The following is an 18,062-nucleotide window of genomic DNA, read 5'->3' as shown; positions in this document are numbered from 1 at the left end:
TACGTCCTCCTTAAAGCTGTGGCATTTTGAAACCGCCGTTTGCTTGTTCGAAAGCATGGGCCACGCGGTAGAGTGTTGGTTCACTGTAATGGTTCCCGATGATTTGAAGACCGACCGGGAGTCCTTCTGACAGACCGGCCGGGACCGAGATAGCCGGGACGCCCGCCAAGTTGACGGGGATCGTCATAATATCGTTAGCGTACATCGTGAGCGGGTCTTCGAGCTGGTCGCCGAGTTTGAACGCAATCGTCGGAGCAGTCGGCCCGATGATGGCGTCGTACTTCGCGAACACTTTTTCAAAGTCTTGCTTCATGAGCGTTCGGACCTGTTGCGACTTCTTGTAGAACGCATCGTAATAACCAGAGCTCAAGGCGTACGTTCCGAGCATGATGCGACGTTTCACTTCTTCGCCGAACCCTTGCTCACGCGAGTACGTGAACACTTCTTCGAGCGCGTCGGCCTCGGCGCGTCGACCGTAACGGATGCCGTCGAAGCGGGCGAGGTTCGAAGATGCTTCAGACGAAGCGAGCAAGTAATATGTCGGGAGCGCGTATTTCACCGTCGGGAGCGATACCGTCTCGACCGTCGCACCGAGCGACTTGAGCGTCTCAATCGCTTCCTCGATTTGTTTACGGACACCGTCCGATACGCCTTCCCCCATGAACTCTTCCGGGAGTGCGAGTTTCAAGCCTTTGATGTCGCCGTGAAGCGACTTCGTGTAGTCCGGAAGCTCGACCGTCGATGACGTCGAGTCCATCTCGCAATGCCCGGCAATCGCGTTCAACAAGTAGGCGTTGTCTTCGACCGTACGTGTGAGCGGACCGATTTGGTCGAGCGACGAGGCGAAGGCGACGAGGCCGTAACGTGAGACGAGACCATACGTCGGTTTCATCCCGACGACGCCACAATAGGCCGCCGGTTGACGAATCGAACCGCCCGTATCCGAGCCAAGGCTAAAGAGGACTTGTCCGGCCGCGACCGTCGCCGCCGAACCGCCTGACGAACCGCCTGGTACGCGGGTTGTGTCCCATGGGTTGCGGACGACTTTGAACGCCGAGTTCTCGTTTGACGAGCCCATCGCGAACTCGTCCATGTTGAGCTTCCCGATCGTGACGGCACCGGCGTCATGGAGACGCTCGACGACCGTCGCGTCATGGGCCGGGACGAAGTTCTCGAGGAACTTCGAGGCACACGTCGTCCGCGTCCCTTTCGTGACGATGTTGTCTTTGACGCCGATTGGCAATCCGAAGAGCGGGTTGTCCGCTGTCTTCGCGAGGTCGTCCATCCGTTTTGCTTGCTCGAACGCATCCTCGTTGAGCGTCAAGAACGCACCGATTTTCTCATCCGTGCGCTCGATTTGGTCGAACGATTCTTTGACGAGGTCCGTCACCGTGACCTCGCCTTCTTTTAATAAGGTATGTAGCTTCGCTACACCGTGGTCGAATAAACTCATAGGGGCCTCCTTATTCAAAGACGGCTGGGACGCGGACTTGGCCGTTCTCCCAATCAGGTGCCATCCGTTCGACTTCCTCGCGTGGAAGCGACGGGCGGACCTCGTCTTTGCGTAGTACGTTTTTCAAATCTAGGGCATGGGTCGTCGGGATGACGCCCGTTGTATCGAGTTCATCGAGTTGCTCCGCGAACTCGAGGATTTTTGTCAATTGCTCCGTGAAGTGCGTCACCTCGTCATCTGTGATCGCAAGGCGGGCGAGTCCGGCGACGTGCCGTACTTCATCTTCTGTGATTCGAGTCAATCTTCACACCTCCAACATGGTTTCATACATCGTTCCTTATCATACCACTATTTCATAAGACAAAAAAGAAAATCCAATCCGCTCGAAAGCGACACGTTTTTTTACAAACATGGGGAATCCGACCCGAACATTGACTCGTTTCCAAAAATAGCTATTCGGTCGTCGGCGGATTGTCCTTATGCTTAGAGAGAAGACTGAATGACAGGGAGGATCATTATGTCAATCCGGAACAAACTGATTGCCGCGTTCACCGTCTTGCTCGTCTTGTTGCTCGGCGTGAGCGGATACGCCCTATACGCGTTGAACGCCTCGAAGGCCGCACAAGAAGATATGACCGTGTCGTGGGTGCCAGGCATGGACCAGATTCATCAAGTCGACAAACAGTTGCTCGAGATACGGCGCCATTTGATTCGACACGCTCTCGTCGAGGACGAAGTGACGAAACAGAACGTCGAGCGCGACGTCGAGACGGGCGTCACGATTTTAAAGCAACGGATGAGCGGCTATGAATCGACGATCATCACACAAGCTGACCAAGAACTGTTCGATCAGGCCGAGACGCAGTGGACGACGTTTCAAACGAACATCACGGAACTATTGCGCATCTCAAACGAGGAAGGCCAAGCTGAGGCCGAGGCTTATATCCGCGACACGGCGACGCCGAGTGCGGATGCGCTGTCGAACACGCTCGGCCTTCTCGTCAACTTGAACCGTGACGCCATCATCTCCGACACGGAACAAGGCGAGGCGCTGTTTGAACAAGTACAGCTCACGCTCATCGTCATCCTAGCCGCCGCTGCCATTTTCACCGTGCTCATGATGCTGTTCATCTTCCGCTCCATCTTCGAACCGCTCAACGAGTTCAAAGTGAAGATGCGGGAACTCGCGACGAGCGAAGGCGATTTGACGACGGCGATCCCGGTGAAGCGCCGAGACGAGTTTTCGGGGCTCGCACGCGACTTCAACCAATTCATCGCCAACTTGCGTCAACTCATCCTGCAAGTGAACGACGTGTCTCGCGGTGTCGCGGCACAGTCGGCCAACACGTATGAAGAGCTAAAAGCGCTCGACACGTATATGACGACGACGGCCGCGACGACCGAGGACTTGACGGCCGGCATGCAACAGACGGCCGCGAGCGCCCAGGAAATGAACGCTTCGGCTTCCGACATGGAACGGACGCTCCAACACATCGTCTCGATGGCCGCCGAACGAAAAGACGAGGCGAAACGGGTCGATGCCCGGGCCGTCGCCCTCCGTGGCCATGCCGTCGAAGCGAAATCGTCCGCTCTCCACGTCCTCGATTCGACCCGGCAACGATTAGAGCGGGCGATGCAAGACGCGAAGGCGGTACGCGAGATTGCGACGCTCACGAACGACATTCTAGACATCGCCGCCCAGACGAACCTGTTGTCTTTGAACGCCTCAATCGAAGCCGCGCGTGCCGGTGAAGCGGGCCGCGGATTCGCCGTCGTCGCCGACGAGATTCGAAAGCTCGCCGAGACGAGCCGCTCGACCGTCGAACGGATCCAAGCCATCTCGGCGACCGTGCTCCAGTCGGTAGACCATCTGAACGAGACGTCGAGCGAGATGCTCTCCTTCCTCGACACGAATGTCGTCAAAGACTACGACCAACTCGAAGAGGCGGCCGAACAGTACAGCGCGGACGCGGGACGGTTCGAGACGACCGCTTCCGAGTTCGCCGACGCCGCGACCGAGCTCGAACAGTTGACGTCGAACATGATATCTGTCATCCAAGACGTCGCCGTCACAGTGAACAACGGCGCGCTCGGCACGCAAGAGATTGCCGAGAAAGTGACCCTCTCGGTCGACCGGTTCGGGGAGTTGAACCGTGCCACCGAGATGTCGCAACAAAAGATGGACGAGTTGAACGAACTGATTAGCCAATTCAAAGTATAAAAAATGGAAGCTTCCTGTGAAGGAGGCTTCCATTTTGATTAAGCGATGGACTTCCGCAACTCTTTCTGTCGTTCCAACTCGAACCGTTTCGTCTCTGCGACGACGACGCCGGACAAGAACAACAGTCCAATCAAGTTCGGGATTGCCATCAACCCGTTGAACACGTCCGAGATGGCCCAGATGAGGTTCAAATTCGTCGTCATGGCGCCGAGTCCGGCGACAACGATGTATAGGACACGATACGGCACGATCGACCGCTCGCCGAACAAGTAATAAATCGATCGTTCCCCGTAGTAGCACCAGCCGATCACTGTCGAGAAGGCGAAGAAGACGAGCGAGATGGTGACGATCAGCTCGCCGACCGGTCCGAGGAAATACGCGAACGACGCTTGCGTCAACTCGATGCCTTGCAGACCGCTCGCGTATTGCCCGCTCATGACGATCGTCAAGCCCGTGATCGAACAGACGATGAGCGTATCGATCAACACTTGCGTCATCGAGACGAGCGCCTGTCGTCCCGGGAAATCAGTCTTTGCGGCCGCGGCAGCAATCGGTGCCGAACCGAGTCCGGCCTCGTTCGAGAACACGCCGCGCGCGACACCGTATCGAATCGCGGCCCCAAGCGCCCCGCCGCCGATCGCTTCAGCGCTGAACGTGCTCGCGAAGATGGTCGCGAACGCCGACGGAATCAACTCGAAGTTCATGACGAGAATGGTGAGACCACCGCCGACGTAGGCGAAAATCATGACCGGCACGAACACGCCGACGACTTTCCCAATCGACTTCACGCCACCGAGGATGACGAACGCCGTCAACACCATGAGCGTGAGCCCGGTCACAATCATCGGGACGCCGAACGACGTGTTGAGCGCGAGGCTAATCGAGTTCGTCTGGACGCCGTTGCCAATCCCGAACGCGGCGATGGCCGCGAACAAGGCGAACGTCATGCCGAGCCAACGTTTCTTCAAGCCGTGCTCCAAATAATACATCGGGCCACCGGCAATCTCGCCCCGCTCATCGACGACGCGATATTTGACGGCAAGGATGGCCTCCGCGTATTTCGTCGCCATCCCGATAAAGCCGGATAGCCACATCCAGACGATGGCGCCCGGCCCACCGAGGACGACTGCCGTCGCGACCCCGACCATGTTCCCGGTCCCGACCGTCGCGGCGAGCGCGGTCATGAGTGCCTGGAAATGGGTGATGTCCCCGCGTTGCTTCTTCTGTTCAGCTTTCGCTTTCGGGATGAACGCCTCTCTCAAGCCGAACCCGAGTCGCGTCACTTGGATGAAGCCGAGTCGGATGGTCAAGAAGATTCCCGTCCCAATCAATAAAATAAGTAAGTATGGACCCCAGACAAGGTCCGATAACGCCGTTAACCAGTTTTCAAATTGTGTCATCTGTCCGTTCCCCCTACGTCGTACCGTTGCCCTTCCCATTTTTCAGAAGATTCACATACACGTCAAGTTCGTCCTGGCGCAAAATCCCCTCCTCCCCGTGTAAACAACTTGTCACAAACGGGCTGAGGCGTTCGTATACGTGGACATCCATCACGGGAGATTGACATCAAATTGTAAACGATACCTACAAAAAAACGGCCTCCTTTTTAGGAGACCGATTCAAACTTATGACGTGACGGCCGCGACGACTTCGTCGACGTGCCCGTTCACTTTGACGCTCCGCCACTCCTGTTCGATATAGCCGTCCTCATTGATGAGGAACGTCGAACGGACGATGCCGTAGTACTCTTTCCCGTAGTTCTTCTTCAGTTGCCAGACGCCGTAAAGCTCCGACACTTCATGGTCGGCGTCGACGAGCAGGTCGAACGGGAGCTCGTGCTTGTTGATGAAGTTTTGATGCTTCTTCTGGCTGTCGGCCGAGATGCCGATGACGACGGCGCCTGACAGTTTCGGCATCGCGTCGCGGAAGTCACACGCCTCGGTCGTGCAGCCCGGCGTCGAATCTTTCGGGTAGAAATAGAGGACGACCTTTTGGCCGCGGTACTGTTCAAGCGAGATCATGTCGCCGTTTTGGTTCGGTAATGTGAATGTCGGTGCTAACATCATCGTTTCCTCCTTAACCGAACGACGGATCGACGAGTCGTTCGTCGTAGCCGTCGATGGCTTGTTCTAGTTTTTGTTTGAGCGGCTCGAGCGCTTCCAAATACTCGACCGGGTCTTCCGTCGCGGCCGCCGCGCGTAACCCGTCTTCCTGTTCATCATACCAGTTCACGTACGCCTCGAAATAGTCGATCATCACTTGCTGGTTCTCCGGGACGGTAAGCGTCTCCGACAACAGGAGGAAGACGTTGTTGTCCGCTTCGAGCGCGACATAGTCCGTCTGCGCGTTGACACGGTCGTAAATCGGGCCGGCCTCGTCTTCCGGTACGTCAGCGAGACGGGCGTTCGCTTCCGGGTTGACCCCGTACTCGTTCGCTTCGATGCCGGTCAACAACTCGCCGACCTCGCCGATGACGTCAATCGGGAGCACGGCCGGTGTCACGACGAGCTTCCAGTCCTCCCCGTCTTTGATGGCGACTTTCGCCAACCGGTTCGGCAGTTCATTCCCGTCCGCGTCTTCCATCTCGTGAACGAGATACGCCACGTCTCCGGCCTCGTTCACCCAACTCTCATAGATGTCCCCAGGGGAAAGCTCACGCGTCACGGCACCGGTCGCCGGGATATCGGTCCGTTCGCCCGCATAATCGAGGGCGGCGAGCGCCTCGGCGTCACCTTGTCGAAGCGCTTCCTGATAGTCCGCATAGACGGTCTCGACCGCTTCCGGGAGCGGTCGTTTCACTTCTTCGGCCGGTTGCTCTTCCCCGTTGCCGCACGCGCCGAGCATCACGACGAGCACAAGCGGAAGGATCCACTTCTTCATCCAATCATCCTTTCCCGTTACCTCTCTTGTCCTCATCCTACCATGACTTGATTTTGAGCGAAAACGACACGCTTTTCTGGAAAATTGTTTCACTAGGATTTCCCTTGATTTTTCGATACAATACAGACGTAAGCGCTTAAATGCACAATCACTTTTAAGGGGGAACGAGAATGATTCCATACAAACATGAACCATTCACAGACTTTACAAACAAAGAGAACGCCGCGGCCATCCAAGCGGCAATCGAGAAAGTGAACGGTGAACTCGGGAAAGACTATCCGCTCGTCATCGGTGGGGAGAAAGTGACGACAGAAGGCAAAATCACGTCTTACAACCCGGCGAACAAAGAGGAAGTCATCGGACACGTCTCGAAAGCGAACCAAGAGCTCGCGGAGCGTGCGATGCAAGAAGCGCTCACAGCGTTCGACTCATGGCGCCACGTCGACCCGGCTGTCCGTGCCGACGTCTTGTTCAAAGCGGCGAACATCGTCCGTAAACGGAAACATGAATTCTCGGCATACCTCGTGAAAGAAGCGGGCAAGCCATGGAACGAGGCGGACGCGGACACAGCGGAAGCGATTGACTTCATGGAGTACTATGCGCGCCAAATGCTCGAACTCAAACCAGGTAAAAAAGTCGAGAGCCGTCCGGGCGAATACAACCGCTATGACTACATCCCACTCGGGGTCGGGATCGTCATCAGCCCTTGGAACTTCCCGTTCGCGATCATGGCAGGGACGGCCGTCGCGGCCATCGTTGCCGGGAACACGATCCTCTTGAAGCCAGCTTCGACGACACCGATCGTCGCAGCGAAATTCGTCGAGGTCATGGAAGAGGCAGGTCTGCCGAAAGGTGTCCTCAACTTCATCCCAGGGCCGGGCGCTGAAGTCGGCGACTATCTCGTCGACCATCCGAAGACGCGCTTCATAAGCTTCACAGGTTCACGCGACGTCGGCCTCCGCATCAACGAGCGCGCCTCGAAATTGAACGACGGGCAAATCTGGCTCAAGCGTGTCATCGCCGAGATGGGCGGGAAAGACACGATCGTCGTCGACGAGTCAGCGGACCTTGAGCTCGCAGCACAGTCGATCGTCAAATCGGCGTTCGGCTTCTCAGGACAAAAATGTTCGGCTTGTTCACGTGCCGTCATCGTCGACAGCGTGTATGACACGGTTCTCGACCGCGTCGTCGAGTTGACGAACGAACTCTCGGTCGGAAACACAGAGAAGAACGAACACTTCATGGGGCCGGTCATCGATGCGGCCGCGTTCAAGAAGATCACGTCGTACTTCGACGTCGCGAAAGAAGAAGGACGCATCGTCGCCGGTGGGAAAGCCGATGACTCGACAGGCTACTTCATCGAGCCGACAGTCGTCGCGGACGTCGCGCCGAAAGCGCGTCTCATGCAAGAAGAGATCTTCGGACCGATCGTCGCGTTCACGAAAGCGAGCGACTTCAAAGAAGCGATCGACATCGCCAACAACACAGAGTACGGCTTGACAGGTGCCGTCCTCACACGTGACCGCTCGAACCAAGAGTATGCGCGTCAAAACTTCCACGTCGGGAACTTGTACTTCAACCGTGGCTGCACAGGCGCCATCGTCGGCTACCAGCCGTTCGGCGGGTTCAACATGTCAGGGACAGACTCGAAAGCAGGCGGACCGGATTACATCCAGCTCCACATGCAAGCGAAAACGACGTCTGAGACGTTTTAATCTTCAAGTCCGGCTCAACGTGAGCCGGGCTTGTTTTATAAGGAGGATTATTCATGGAAACGTTCGATGACTTTTTAACAACGATTGACGACCCGGAGCGACGCGCCAAGCTGGACGACGTGTTCGACTGGATACGCCAGACGTTCCCCCATCTCGAGGAGCGCATCGCCTGGAACCAACCGATGTTCACCGACCACGGGACGTTCATCATCGCGTTCAGCGTCGCCAAAGCTCATTTCGCGGTCGCCCCGGAAGCGGTCGCACTCGAACAGTTCGCCGATCGGATCAAGGAATCCGGCTACACGCAGACGAAACAGCTGTTCCGCATCAAGTGGGACCAAGCCGTCGATCATGAGCTGTTGCACGACATCATCGCCTTCAACATAAAGGATAAGGCGGATCACACCTCATTTTGGCGGTGAACGAACATCAGGCACGACGGCGTCGACCGTCGTGCCTTTTTTCATCCTAACGCCACGTCTAGTATCATCATGATGGCGAACCCGAGCATCAACGCCATCGCCGCCAAATCCTTGTGCCCGTTCTCTTGCGACCCCGGGACGACTTCTTCGACGACGACGAAAATCATCGCCCCAGCGGCAAAACTCAAGGCGAACGGCAAGAGCGGCTCCATCATGTAGACGGCCCATACCCCAATCAAGGCGGCGACCGGTTCGACGACGGCCGACAACTGTCCGTAAAAGAAGCTTTTCCGCCGTGACATTCCTTCCCGCCGTAACGGCAACGAGACGGCTGTCCCTTCTGGAAAGTTTTGAATACCAATCCCGATGGCGAGCGCGATGGCCCCGGTCAACGAAGCGGACGGAAAGTCAGCCGCGACCGCCCCGAACGCGACCCCAATCGCTAATCCTTCCGGGATGTTGTGAAGGGTGATCGCCAAGACGAGCAACGTGCTGCGCTTCCGTTTTTCTGGCACAATCCCTTCCGCCTCATCCATCGAGGACGTCGGATGTAGGTGCGGCAGCAACTTGTCGACACCCCACAAAAAGAGTCCTCCTAACAAGAAACCGACTGTGGCCGGGAACCAGGACGGCCAGGCACCCTCGCCCGCCATCTCGATCGCAGGCGACAGGAGCGACCAGAAACTAGCCGCAATCATCACCCCACCGGCAAAACCGAGCATGCCGTCCATCAGCCGCTGGTTGATCGACTTCGTCGTGAAGACAACCGCCGCCCCGAGCGCGGTCATTCCCCATGTGAATAACGTGCCGATTAATGCCTGCATCGCCGGGCTCAAAGACACGAACCGTTCGACCATCGCTGCCGCCTCCGTATCCTCCGTCATGTGTGCTCCTTGTCCTTTTCCACCGCTTCGATCGAACGTAACCCGTCACCACCAAAAAAGGAGAGCGAGACGCCCCCCTTTTTCTTCCTCCCTAAACCTTCCTCAAAAGGCGCGCATCAAGTTGGCCATCTCGATGGCCGACGTCGCCGCTTCCCAACCTTTGTTTCCGGCTTTCGTTCCGGCCCGCTCAATCGCCTGCTCAATCGTCTCGGTCGTCAAGACGCCGAAGATGACCGGCACTTCCGACTGATAGCTCGCCTGGGCGATTCCTTTCGCCGCCTCATTACAGACGTAATCGAAGTGTGGCGTCGCCCCGCGGATGACGGCACCGAGCGTGATGACCGCGTCATACTTCTTACTCATCGCCATCTTCTTGGCGACGAGCGGGAGCTCAAACGCACCCGGTACGAAGGCGAGCTCGACGTCTTCTTGTTCGACGCCGTGGCGCTTGAGCGCGTCTTTCGCCCCGTCCAATAAGCGCATCGTGATCAAATCGTTAAACCGTCCGACGACGATTCCGACTTTTAATCCTTTACCAACCAAGTTCCCTTCAAATGTGTTCACCATTATGCTTCTCCTCCAAAATGATTCATTTTTTGTTGTTTCGTCAGCCGATACTTCTCGTTCGCCGCATGTTCCCCGACGATGATTGGCACCCGTTCCATGACGGTGATGCCACACGCTTCGAGCGCGTCGACTTTCTCCGGGTTGTTCGTCATGAGCCGGACGGTCGTGACGCCGAGGTCACGGAGCATCGCCGCGCTCACCCGGTAATCGCGTAAATCGGCGTGTAAGCCGAGCGCGACGTTCGCCTCGACCGTATCAAGCCCATTCTCTTGCAGTTCATACGCCTTTAGCTTATTCAACAGCCCAATCCCGCGCCCTTCTTGGCGCATGTATAAGACGACACCGCCTTCGGCCTCGATTCGCGCGAGTGCCGTGTCGAGTTGCGGTCCACAGTCGCAGCGATATGACCCGAACACGTCACCGGTCAAACATTCCGAATGGATACGCACGAGCGGAACGTCGCTCAGCCCGTCTTTCACGAGCGCGACGTGTTCTTCTCGGTCGAGGACGTTCCGATACCCGAGCAAGCGAAATCCGCCCTTGGCCGTCGGGAGGGTGACGTCCGCCTCGCGCGTGACGAGATCCGTCTCCATATAGCGGACGAGCGCCTCAATCGTGACGAACTTCAAGTCATGGGCTTTTGCCACAAGTTCAAGGTCAGGTACCCGGGCCATCTCCCCGTCTTCACGGATGATTTCGCAGATGACGGCGACTGGTTCACTACCGGCGAGGCGGGCCAAGTCGACCGACGCCTCCGTGTGTCCGCGTCGTACCGAGACGCCGCCTTTTTTCGCGATGAGCGGGAAGATGTGTCCCGGCCGTTGGAAATCAACGGGCCGGGCGTTGATGTTGGCGAGCTCGCGCACCGTGTGGGCCCGTTCACTCGCCGAGATGCCCGTCGTCGAGTCGACGTGGTCGACGCTGACGGTGAAGGCGGTCCCATGCGGGTCGGTGCTGTTTTCGACCATCGGCTTTAAGTCGAGCCGGACGGCGACTTCTTCAGCGAGCGAGGCGCAGACGAGCCCTTTCCCTTCCGTGATGAGGAAGTTCATCGTCTCGGCCGTCATCTTGTCAGCAAGGACGACGAAGTCCCCCTCGTTCTCTCGGTCCTCATCATCGACGACGATAATTGGGCGACCTTGCTTCAAGTCTTCAATCGCTGCTTCAATCGTGTCAAACATCACCATCCCGCCTTTCCGTATCCTTGTGACGCCAACGATTCGAGCGTCATCGGTTTTTGATTCACTAACTTCTCCATATATTTTGCTAACATGTCACATTCCAAATTGACCGTGTCCCCGGCTTGTTTCATCCCGAGCACCGTCTCACTGTACGTGTGCGGGATGAGCGAGAGCGTGAAGCCGCGTTCCGTCACATCGAACACCGTCAAACTCGTCCCATCGACCGAGATCGAACCTTTCGGGACGATATACCGGAGAAGCGACGGCTCGCAGCTGATGTCGACGTACACCGCGTTCGCGAGCGGACGTTTCTTGACGATGCGCCCGACCCCGTCGACGTGACCGGAGACGAAGTGTCCGCCGAATCGTCCGTTCGCCGGCATCGCCCGCTCTAAGTTCACACGTGTCCCCGGGCGGACGCCGTCAAGGCTCGACGCTTTGAGCGTCTCGGGCATGACGTCGACTGCGAACGTCCGCTCGTCGAACGTCGTCACCGTGAGACAGATCCCGTTGACCGAGATGCTGTCCCCGAGTTTCACGTCCTGCAAGACGATGTCACCCGTGAGCGTGAGCCTAAGCGATGGCCCGTTCCGTTTCACCGCTTTGACGCTACCGATTTCTTCAACGATTCCTGTGAACATCGGGCTCCCCCTTTCGCATGACGAGTTTGATATCGTTGCCGATCGTCTCGACAGAACGAACGTCAAATTGTTCGATTGCCTCGAGCGGTCCGTCATGATTCGAGCGATAGAACCCGGCCTTGCCACCGAAGACGCGTGGGGACTGATACATGACCCACTCGTCGATGTATCCCCCGTCTAAGAGCGACGTCACGAGCGTCGGACCGGCCTCGACGAGGAGACGGCCGATGCCGCGGGCGTACAGTTCCTCGAGCACCCGTTCGAGCGTCGTATAGTCCGCCAGTTCGACACCACGCGACTCGAGTGCCTCACGTCTCGACACATCATCGGACGTCGTATAGACGAGCACCGGTAGTTCGTTCGCCGTGCGGACGAGCTGGCTCGCGTGCGGCACGTTCAACTCTCGGTCTAACACGACACGCAGCGGTTGTTCAGTCGGCCGCTCGAGTCGCGCCGTGAGCGCCGGGTCGTCCGCGATGACGGTCCCGATTCCGGTCAACACCGCGTCGACGTTCGCCCGTAGCGCATGGACGTCGAGCCGGGCTTCCGTCCCGGTCACCCATTTGCTGTCACCAGAATCGAGCGCGACTTTCCCGTCGAGGCTCGTCGCCGTCTTCAAGATGACGTACGGACGCTTCGTCTCGAGCGAGCGTAGGAACGCAGGATTGAGCGCCCGTGCCTCATTCTCGAGCAGACCGACCTCGACCTCGATTCCGGCCGCCTTCAGCCTAGCGATGCCACGTCCGGCGACGAGCGGGTTCGGGTCTTCCATCGCGATGACGACGCGACGGACGCCGGATTCGATCAAGAGATCGGCGCATGGCGGTGTCTTCCCGTGATGCGAACACGGCTCGAGCGTGACGTACACGGTCGAACCGAACGCGGACGCGCCGGCCATCCGGATGGCATGCACCTCGGCATGTGGTTCGCCCGCCTTCAAATGGGCGCCGAATCCGACGACCCGGTCGTCTTTGACGACGACGGCGCCGACGAGCGGGTTGACCCCGGTCTGTCCGTCGGCGCACTTGGCCAATTGGATGGCATGTTGCATGTACTGTCTCATAATCTCCCTCCTTGTTTCGTACAAACAAAAAAGACCTGAAGGACATGTCCTCAAGGTCTCGGTGGGAGGTGTCAGTCGTATTTGGACAAGCCAAATAAACATTTTCTTTGCAGAAAAGCGTACGACGAACTACAGGTCGCGTGGACCTGTCGATTTTTCCTTCTCCCATCCAGACTATACTGTCGGCTCTAGAGTCTCACTAGATCCACCGTTCGCACACGTGCGCCCGGGTCACGGACTTAAGGCGTTCGCCTATCACCGCCGGTTGGGACTTTCACCCGACCCCGAAGGAATATTTGTTTGTACGCATCAACTGTAGCGCAAAATGAAGAGGAGCGCAAAACAAAATACGCAAAAAAAGCGCCGCTCGTGTGAGCAGCGCCGACAAATTAAGCTAAGAACAAGACGACGAGAATCCCGACCGCCCAGCAATAGAACGAGAAGTACTTGAGCTCGCCTTTGGCCATGATGTGTTGGAACCATTTCAACGACACGGCCGTCAAGATGTACGAGGCGATGAACGCCACGATGAGCGGACCGAACAGCTCGCGCGTCTCCGGGTTCGTGAACAGTGCCGGTCCGTCTAATAGAATCGTGCCGAGACTGACGGGGATGAACATGAAGAACGAGAAACGGAGCGCCGTCTCTTGTTTGATACCGAGGAGGAGCGCCATGACGATCGTCGCGCCCGACCGGCTAATCCCTGGGATGAGCGCGGCCGCCTGGGCGAGCCCGATCAAGATGGCGTCACGGAGCGTGATGCCGCCGTCGCCTTTGCTCCCACGCATGTTGCGGATGAACCAGAGCGCGAGACCTGTGAGAATCAACGTATACCCGACCGTCGCGACACCGCTTAGCGTCTCGCCAATCCAATCGCCGAAAACGACACCGAGCACGCCGGCCGGCACCGTCGCCACGAGCAACAGCCCGATGAACTTGACGTCGACCATCGTGTCGTCGCTCCGGTCTTTCTTAAATAGGAACGTCCAAAGACTGACGACGAGGCGGACGACGTCTTTCCGGTAAATCGTCAAGACGGCGAGGAGCGAGGCGAAGTTGACGAAAATCTCGAACGACAACCCCGGCAACTGAATGTTGAACAGCTCTTGGAAGATGACCAAGTGCCCACTCGACGAGATGGGAATCGGCTCGGTGAAGCCTTGAATCACACCGAGCAATAAGTAAAATAACCAGATTGTCATATCAAATTGTCCTCTTTTCTTTTTTCACTCAATGCGGCTATTTTAGCAGACTCTATCTTACACTGACCACTCTTTGAAAAAAATCATATATTTTAAAAACTTTTATTGATTAGTCTGAAAATTAAATTTATTATAGAAGGGTACTCAACTGGTGCAAAGGCGATGACCCCATTGACCAGTTGGGTACTTTTTTGTACAAATTATTACATTTTACCCATTTATAAAACTTTTTGTTTACAATTGGAACCACTTGTTATTAAATTTGTAATAGAACTGTTACCCTTTTTTCGAATTCTGAACCTGACTTTAGACCTAGTCTTCTGTTAAAACGTTACAAAGAAATTACGAAATCCACTTATGATTTCGAAAAACTGTCCGATAGTATGATTGTAGAAGCATTTTTCGTCATCATTGTCGGTTCAGATATGAGTCCATGGAAGGAGGAACCATCATTGAGTCAATCGCTATCCACTAAATCCCATCACCTGTCCACCGAACAGCAGAGGATGATCCACTGCATTCGCCTCCTCGGGGACTTGTTGAAGGAACGTCCGCGCCGCTCCGTCTATCGCCGCTTCGCGATGGAACAAAACTGGCCGTCCCCCGAGTCGATTATCCGTCAGTTCGGCTCATGGGCCGAGGCGCTCGCCATCGCCGGTTACGAATGGCACGGGGAGACGACCGTCGATCTTCCGGATAAGATGCCGAAGTATACGCGTGATGACATCATCGAGACGCTCGCGCTCTATTCGCGTGACATGGGCTCGATCATCACATTGAAAAAGTATCAGGAATGGCGGAAACTTCATCCAAAGGCCCCGAGCCATTACCACATCGTCAAGACGTTCGGGTCATGGCACGACGCCTGCGCCGAAGCCGGTCTTGAGGCGAGTGTCACCTATTCGAAGTCGGAACTGTCCGGCGCGCTCCGGGAAGCGATTCACGAGATGGGCTTCTCCCTCTCCTTCGAGGCGTATCGCGAATGGGCGAAACGAAACAACAAACCTTCGACGAAAGCCATTTTACACCGTTACGGTTCTTGGTCGGCTGCCATCCACGCGGTCGAATCTGAAATATTTAGTTCGAAATTATAATCCATCATTCATGCAAAAAGGAGAATCCATCGCGGATTCTCCTTTTCTTATTGAATTCGTTCCGTCGACGTGTCCCGATAATGGGCGACCCGGTCGCGTCCGTTGAACTTCGCCCCAACATACATCGCCCGGTCGGCGTTTCGTAGGACGGTGTCGAGCTCGTCGAACTCGTGAATCGTCTCGATGCCGATACTCGCTGTCACTTGAAGCCGGACCCCTTCCGTGCCGAACGGATGGGCCTTGAGCGCTTGACGGATCTTTTCTGCCGTCAACAAGGCCGACATCTCGTTCATCCGCGGAAACACGAAGACGAACTCTTCCCCGCCATATCGTGTGACGAGGTCGCCGCCACGGACGAGTCGTGTGAACAGCGCCCCCGCTTCGATTAACACCTCGTCGCCGAACGCGTGTCCATACGTGTCGTTGACCGATTTGAAATGGTCGAGGTCGATCAAGAAGACCGACAACGGATACGAGGCGACATCGTTCATCCGTTCTTTCGTCCAGCGCCTTAGTGCCCGTTGGTTCGGAAGACCGGTGAGCGGGTCGGTCAGGCTCTCATGTTGCAGCCGGTCGCGCTCGTCAATGCGTTCGAGCGACCACGACAGCGTCTTCAACAGACGATGCAGCTCGACGGCGAGCGCCTCTTCATACGCCCCGTTCGCCGTCGTCGAGACCATGAAGCTGACGGCGTTCGTCGGGCTATACACCGGCTGGATGCCGAGCGCCGAGTGATGGAGCTCGCTCTGATGGGCCAACAGCTCGGGGTGCCATTCATGGAGCGAGTCGTAGAGGAAGTACGGTTCGGAGGCGTCCCGATGCCGTTCGAGCGTGTAGGCGTCCGGGATGCCGTGGTCGACGCGCCCGGTCATATCGTAGAACGTGCGCACCCCTTCCCGGTTCACTTGAATCCAGCCACGCTCGACCTCGACGATCTCGCGAATCCCGTTCCAAAACTTCTCGATGAGGAGCGGTTCGCTGTCGACGCGGTACAACTGTTCCTTCAACCGTTCGATTTGATCGATCTTCGTCTGCGTCTCTTCCGTCTCCGTCGCCTTCGAAAGACTCATCTTCAAGAGCGACAAGACGAAGAACGTCCCCATCAAGCCGACATAGCCGAACAGCTGATACGCCTCGATGGCGACCATCGTGAACAGTAGTTCGAGCGAGACGACGAGCCAGTCGAAGCGGAGCAGGCGCCACATGATCGGCAGCGGGATTCGCTCTCCAATCAAGAAACGGGACAAGACGAAACTGAAACCGAGGACGAGATAGAGCGTCGCGAAGAACGCGAGGAGCGCCATCCCTTGCTCGAGCAGATGGACCGATGCGCCAATCTCGCCGCCGAGTCGCAAGTAGACGAGCCCGGGCACGAGCAAAATCATCGCCTCAATCAGCGTATTGAGCGGATAAAAATGCAGGAAGCGACGCCGGCCGACCTTCTTCGTGAACGAGCGTGCCTGGAACGTAAGTAACAACAATTGACCCATGACGAGCGCCGGCACGAGCCCATACAAGAAAAACGTCATAAAGACGAACATCTCGTGGAACGTGAAGTGAAGATGGCGCCGTTTGAGCGGGTTCATGACGAATAAGGCACCGAGCGTGTATATGAAACCGAAGAGCGTCCAGTCGAACGCCCCCATGTTCTGCCACGTGGCGTAAGCGATCCCGGCAAAGACGAGCGACCACGACAACCAACTGCGAACGAGATATTTGCGAAATCGCATCGTCTTTCCTCCCTTTCAACTTAGCATTCGTTTACAGTATGAAGGGTTTTGGTGGAAGATTCCAGCCGAAGTTTGAAAGTTGTGACAATAAAAAACCGTGGCCGAGGCCACGGTTCGCTCGTTATTTCGCTTTCAAGTACGAGATGCCAATCGAGCCCGACCCGGTATGGGCGCCGAGGAGCGGTGCGAGCGTATCGATTCGAATCGGCACGTCGTCCCCGAGTTGTTGCTTCCATGATTCGGCCAACTCTGGCACGTTTCCGTGGAAGATGGAGACGTCCGTGCACTCGCCAGACTCGATGGCGGCGCGGATGACCTCGAACAGATGGGCCTGCGCCTTCTTGTACGTCCGCACCGTCTGATACGGCACGATCAACCCGTCCTCGAAACGGAGCACCGGCTTCAATTGGAGCATGTTGCCGATGAGCGCTTTCGATTTCGAGATACGTCCGCCCTTTTGCATCTGCGTCAAGTTTTGAATCGTCAACTCGATGCGTACGTCCTTGACACGCTCGTTCATATACGCCTCGACGTCTTCGAGCGCATCGCCGCGCTCAACGCGCTCGATCAGTTCCGCAAGCAAAAGTCCCATCGTATAGATACCGGCGCGTGAGTCAATCGCGAGCAGTTTGAACTCGGCGATTTCCGCCCCTTGGACCGATGCCGAGTACGTCCCGCTCAAATCGGATGACAAGTGGATGGCAATGCCCATGTCGTACGTCTGTTTCAACTCTTCATAAATCGTGACGAAATCCCCGATCGCCGGCTGGCTCGTCGAGACGCGCTCGCCCGCGTCGATCCATTCATAGACCGTCTCCGCGTCGACCTCGATGCCGTCTTTATATGGCGTGTCCCCTTTGACGACATAAAGCGGGACGATGTGGATGTCCGGGTGGTGTTTAATCGAATCCGGTAAGACGACCGTGCTGTCCGTAATGTAAGCAATCTTCATAGTAGTTTCTCCTCCAAACAAAAATTAGTACCTGGTAATATTATTTTATCACAGTTG

Annotated in this window: 17 protein-coding genes and 1 riboswitch; of the genes, 4 read left to right on the top strand and 13 right to left on the bottom strand. The window is 56.5% G+C overall.

All coding sequences use genetic code 11. The features are described 5' to 3' along the window. Positions 1-10: 10 nt before the first annotated feature. Positions 11-1,453: an Asp-tRNA(Asn)/Glu-tRNA(Gln) amidotransferase subunit GatA gene (gatA, locus tag RT52_RS13155; protein WP_034817893.1), complete on the bottom strand. Its 1,443-nt coding sequence runs from the start codon at positions 1,451-1,453 to the stop codon at positions 11-13. A gap of 10 nt (positions 1,454-1,463) precedes the next feature. After that, positions 1,464-1,754 carry an Asp-tRNA(Asn)/Glu-tRNA(Gln) amidotransferase subunit GatC gene (gene gatC, locus RT52_RS13150; RefSeq protein ID WP_024370560.1) on the bottom strand — a complete coding sequence of 97 codons (291 nt, stop codon included), beginning with the start codon at positions 1,752-1,754 and terminating at the stop codon, positions 1,464-1,466. A 216-nt stretch (positions 1,755-1,970) separates the two neighbouring features. Here gatC and RT52_RS13145 point away from each other — a divergent pair, with 216 nt between their 5' ends. After that, positions 1,971-3,674, top strand: a complete 1,704-nt coding sequence (locus tag RT52_RS13145; protein ID WP_034817892.1) for a methyl-accepting chemotaxis protein — start codon at positions 1,971-1,973, stop codon at positions 3,672-3,674. A gap of 38 nt (positions 3,675-3,712) precedes the next feature. Here the strand turns inward: RT52_RS13145 and RT52_RS13140 are convergent, their stop codons facing one another. From RT52_RS13140 to RT52_RS13130, 3 genes are all read right to left on the bottom strand, one after another. Next, a complete protein-coding gene (locus RT52_RS13140; protein ID WP_034817891.1) occupies positions 3,713-5,074 on the bottom strand; it encodes an alanine/glycine:cation symporter family protein in 1,362 nt (453 codons plus the stop codon). A gap of 225 nt (positions 5,075-5,299) precedes the next feature. Next, entirely contained in the window at positions 5,300-5,737 is a 438-nt protein-coding gene (gene bcp / locus RT52_RS13135) for a thioredoxin-dependent thiol peroxidase (protein WP_081825801.1), read from the bottom strand. A 13-nt stretch (positions 5,738-5,750) separates the two neighbouring features. Further along, positions 5,751-6,554 (bottom strand): nuclear transport factor 2 family protein, encoded by an 804-nt coding sequence (locus RT52_RS13130; protein ID WP_034817890.1) that lies wholly within the window; start codon positions 6,552-6,554, stop codon positions 5,751-5,753. Between the two features lie 170 nt (positions 6,555-6,724). Between RT52_RS13130 and pruA the strand changes: the two genes are divergently transcribed. After that, positions 6,725-8,269, top strand: a complete 1,545-nt coding sequence (gene pruA / locus RT52_RS13125) for an L-glutamate gamma-semialdehyde dehydrogenase (protein WP_034804518.1) — start codon at positions 6,725-6,727, stop codon at positions 8,267-8,269. A 53-nt stretch (positions 8,270-8,322) separates the two neighbouring features. Next, on the top strand, positions 8,323-8,691 hold the full coding sequence (locus tag RT52_RS13120; RefSeq protein ID WP_034817889.1) for an iron chaperone: 369 nt from the start codon (positions 8,323-8,325) through the stop codon (positions 8,689-8,691). 41 nt (positions 8,692-8,732) lie between these two features. On the opposite strand, the gene RT52_RS13115 is transcribed toward RT52_RS13120, so the two are convergent. The 6 genes from RT52_RS13115 to RT52_RS13090 all read right to left on the bottom strand — a co-directional run bounded on the left by RT52_RS13115 (position 8,733) and on the right by RT52_RS13090 (position 14,229). After that, a complete protein-coding gene (locus RT52_RS13115) occupies positions 8,733-9,548 on the bottom strand; it encodes a ZIP family metal transporter (RefSeq protein WP_034804655.1) in 816 nt (271 codons plus the stop codon). A 129-nt stretch (positions 9,549-9,677) separates the two neighbouring features. Beyond that, entirely contained in the window at positions 9,678-10,142 is a 465-nt protein-coding gene (gene ribH / locus RT52_RS13110; protein ID WP_034804525.1) for a 6,7-dimethyl-8-ribityllumazine synthase, read from the bottom strand. Beyond that, on the bottom strand, positions 10,142-11,323 hold the full coding sequence (locus RT52_RS13105) for a bifunctional 3,4-dihydroxy-2-butanone-4-phosphate synthase/GTP cyclohydrolase II (protein WP_034804528.1): 1,182 nt from the start codon (positions 11,321-11,323) through the stop codon (positions 10,142-10,144). Before RT52_RS13105 ends, ribH begins: the two co-directional genes overlap by 1 nt. Then, entirely contained in the window at positions 11,323-11,964 is a 642-nt protein-coding gene (gene ribE, locus RT52_RS13100; protein WP_034817888.1) for a riboflavin synthase, read from the bottom strand. The genes RT52_RS13105 and ribE overlap by 1 nt, the downstream gene beginning before the upstream one ends. Continuing rightward, the gene (gene ribD, locus RT52_RS13095) at positions 11,945-13,027 is read right to left on the bottom strand and encodes a bifunctional diaminohydroxyphosphoribosylaminopyrimidine deaminase/5-amino-6-(5-phosphoribosylamino)uracil reductase RibD (RefSeq protein WP_034817887.1); all 1,083 of its coding nucleotides are present in this window, start codon (positions 13,025-13,027) and stop codon (positions 11,945-11,947) included. Before ribD ends, ribE begins: the two co-directional genes overlap by 20 nt. A gap of 153 nt (positions 13,028-13,180) precedes the next feature. Next, a riboswitch (FMN riboswitch) is annotated at positions 13,181-13,323 on the bottom strand. A gap of 93 nt (positions 13,324-13,416) precedes the next feature. Next, entirely contained in the window at positions 13,417-14,229 is an 813-nt protein-coding gene (locus RT52_RS13090) for an undecaprenyl-diphosphate phosphatase (RefSeq protein WP_034817886.1), read from the bottom strand. A gap of 452 nt (positions 14,230-14,681) precedes the next feature. Here RT52_RS13090 and RT52_RS13085 point away from each other — a divergent pair, with 452 nt between their 5' ends. Next, positions 14,682-15,323, top strand: a complete 642-nt coding sequence (locus tag RT52_RS13085; protein ID WP_235193366.1) for a homing endonuclease associated repeat-containing protein — start codon at positions 14,682-14,684, stop codon at positions 15,321-15,323. A gap of 47 nt (positions 15,324-15,370) precedes the next feature. Here the strand turns inward: RT52_RS13085 and RT52_RS13080 are convergent, their stop codons facing one another. Both RT52_RS13080 and RT52_RS13075 read right to left on the bottom strand, forming a co-directional pair. Continuing rightward, on the bottom strand, positions 15,371-17,053 hold the full coding sequence (locus tag RT52_RS13080; RefSeq protein ID WP_034817885.1) for a GGDEF domain-containing protein: 1,683 nt from the start codon (positions 17,051-17,053) through the stop codon (positions 15,371-15,373). Positions 17,054-17,174: 121 nt separating this feature from the next. Continuing rightward, on the bottom strand, positions 17,175-18,005 hold the full coding sequence (locus RT52_RS13075; protein ID WP_034817884.1) for a DegV family protein: 831 nt from the start codon (positions 18,003-18,005) through the stop codon (positions 17,175-17,177). Positions 18,006-18,062 lie beyond the last annotated feature (57 nt).

The sequence above is a fragment of the Exiguobacterium alkaliphilum 12/1 genome, assembly GCF_000714435.1.
Taxonomy (GTDB): domain Bacteria; phylum Bacillota; class Bacilli; order Exiguobacteriales; family Exiguobacteriaceae; genus Exiguobacterium; species Exiguobacterium alkaliphilum.
This window is presented reverse-complemented; position numbering and strand designations above follow the sequence as displayed.

What these genes read in the sequence shown, in the direction of transcription:
- RT52_RS13115 (WP_034804655.1), bottom strand. Translation starts at nt 9,548, where the DNA reads ATGGTCGAACGGTTCGTGTCTTTGAGCCCGGCGATGCAGGCATTAATC.
- ribH (WP_034804525.1), bottom strand. Translation starts at nt 10,142, where the DNA reads ATGGTGAACACATTTGAAGGGAACTTGGTTGGTAAAGGATTAAAAGTC.
- ribE (WP_034817888.1), bottom strand. Translation starts at nt 11,964, where the DNA reads ATGTTCACAGGAATCGTTGAAGAAATCGGTAGCGTCAAAGCGGTGAAA.
- RT52_RS13120 (WP_034817889.1), top strand. Translation starts at nt 8,323, where the DNA reads ATGGAAACGTTCGATGACTTTTTAACAACGATTGACGACCCGGAGCGA.
- RT52_RS13075 (WP_034817884.1), bottom strand. Translation starts at nt 18,005, where the DNA reads ATGAAGATTGCTTACATTACGGACAGCACGGTCGTCTTACCGGATTCG.
- RT52_RS13090 (WP_034817886.1), bottom strand. Translation starts at nt 14,229, where the DNA reads ATGACAATCTGGTTATTTTACTTATTGCTCGGTGTGATTCAAGGCTTC.
- pruA (WP_034804518.1), top strand. Translation starts at nt 6,725, where the DNA reads ATGATTCCATACAAACATGAACCATTCACAGACTTTACAAACAAAGAG.
- bcp (WP_081825801.1), bottom strand. Translation starts at nt 5,737, where the DNA reads ATGTTAGCACCGACATTCACATTACCGAACCAAAACGGCGACATGATC.
- gatA (WP_034817893.1), bottom strand. Translation starts at nt 1,453, where the DNA reads ATGAGTTTATTCGACCACGGTGTAGCGAAGCTACATACCTTATTAAAA.
- RT52_RS13105 (WP_034804528.1), bottom strand. Translation starts at nt 11,323, where the DNA reads ATGTTTGACACGATTGAAGCAGCGATTGAAGACTTGAAGCAAGGTCGC.
- ribD (WP_034817887.1), bottom strand. Translation starts at nt 13,027, where the DNA reads ATGAGACAGTACATGCAACATGCCATCCAATTGGCCAAGTGCGCCGAC.
- RT52_RS13130 (WP_034817890.1), bottom strand. Translation starts at nt 6,554, where the DNA reads ATGAAGAAGTGGATCCTTCCGCTTGTGCTCGTCGTGATGCTCGGCGCG.
- RT52_RS13145 (WP_034817892.1), top strand. Translation starts at nt 1,971, where the DNA reads ATGTCAATCCGGAACAAACTGATTGCCGCGTTCACCGTCTTGCTCGTC.
- RT52_RS13080 (WP_034817885.1), bottom strand. Translation starts at nt 17,053, where the DNA reads ATGCGATTTCGCAAATATCTCGTTCGCAGTTGGTTGTCGTGGTCGCTC.
- RT52_RS13140 (WP_034817891.1), bottom strand. Translation starts at nt 5,074, where the DNA reads ATGACACAATTTGAAAACTGGTTAACGGCGTTATCGGACCTTGTCTGG.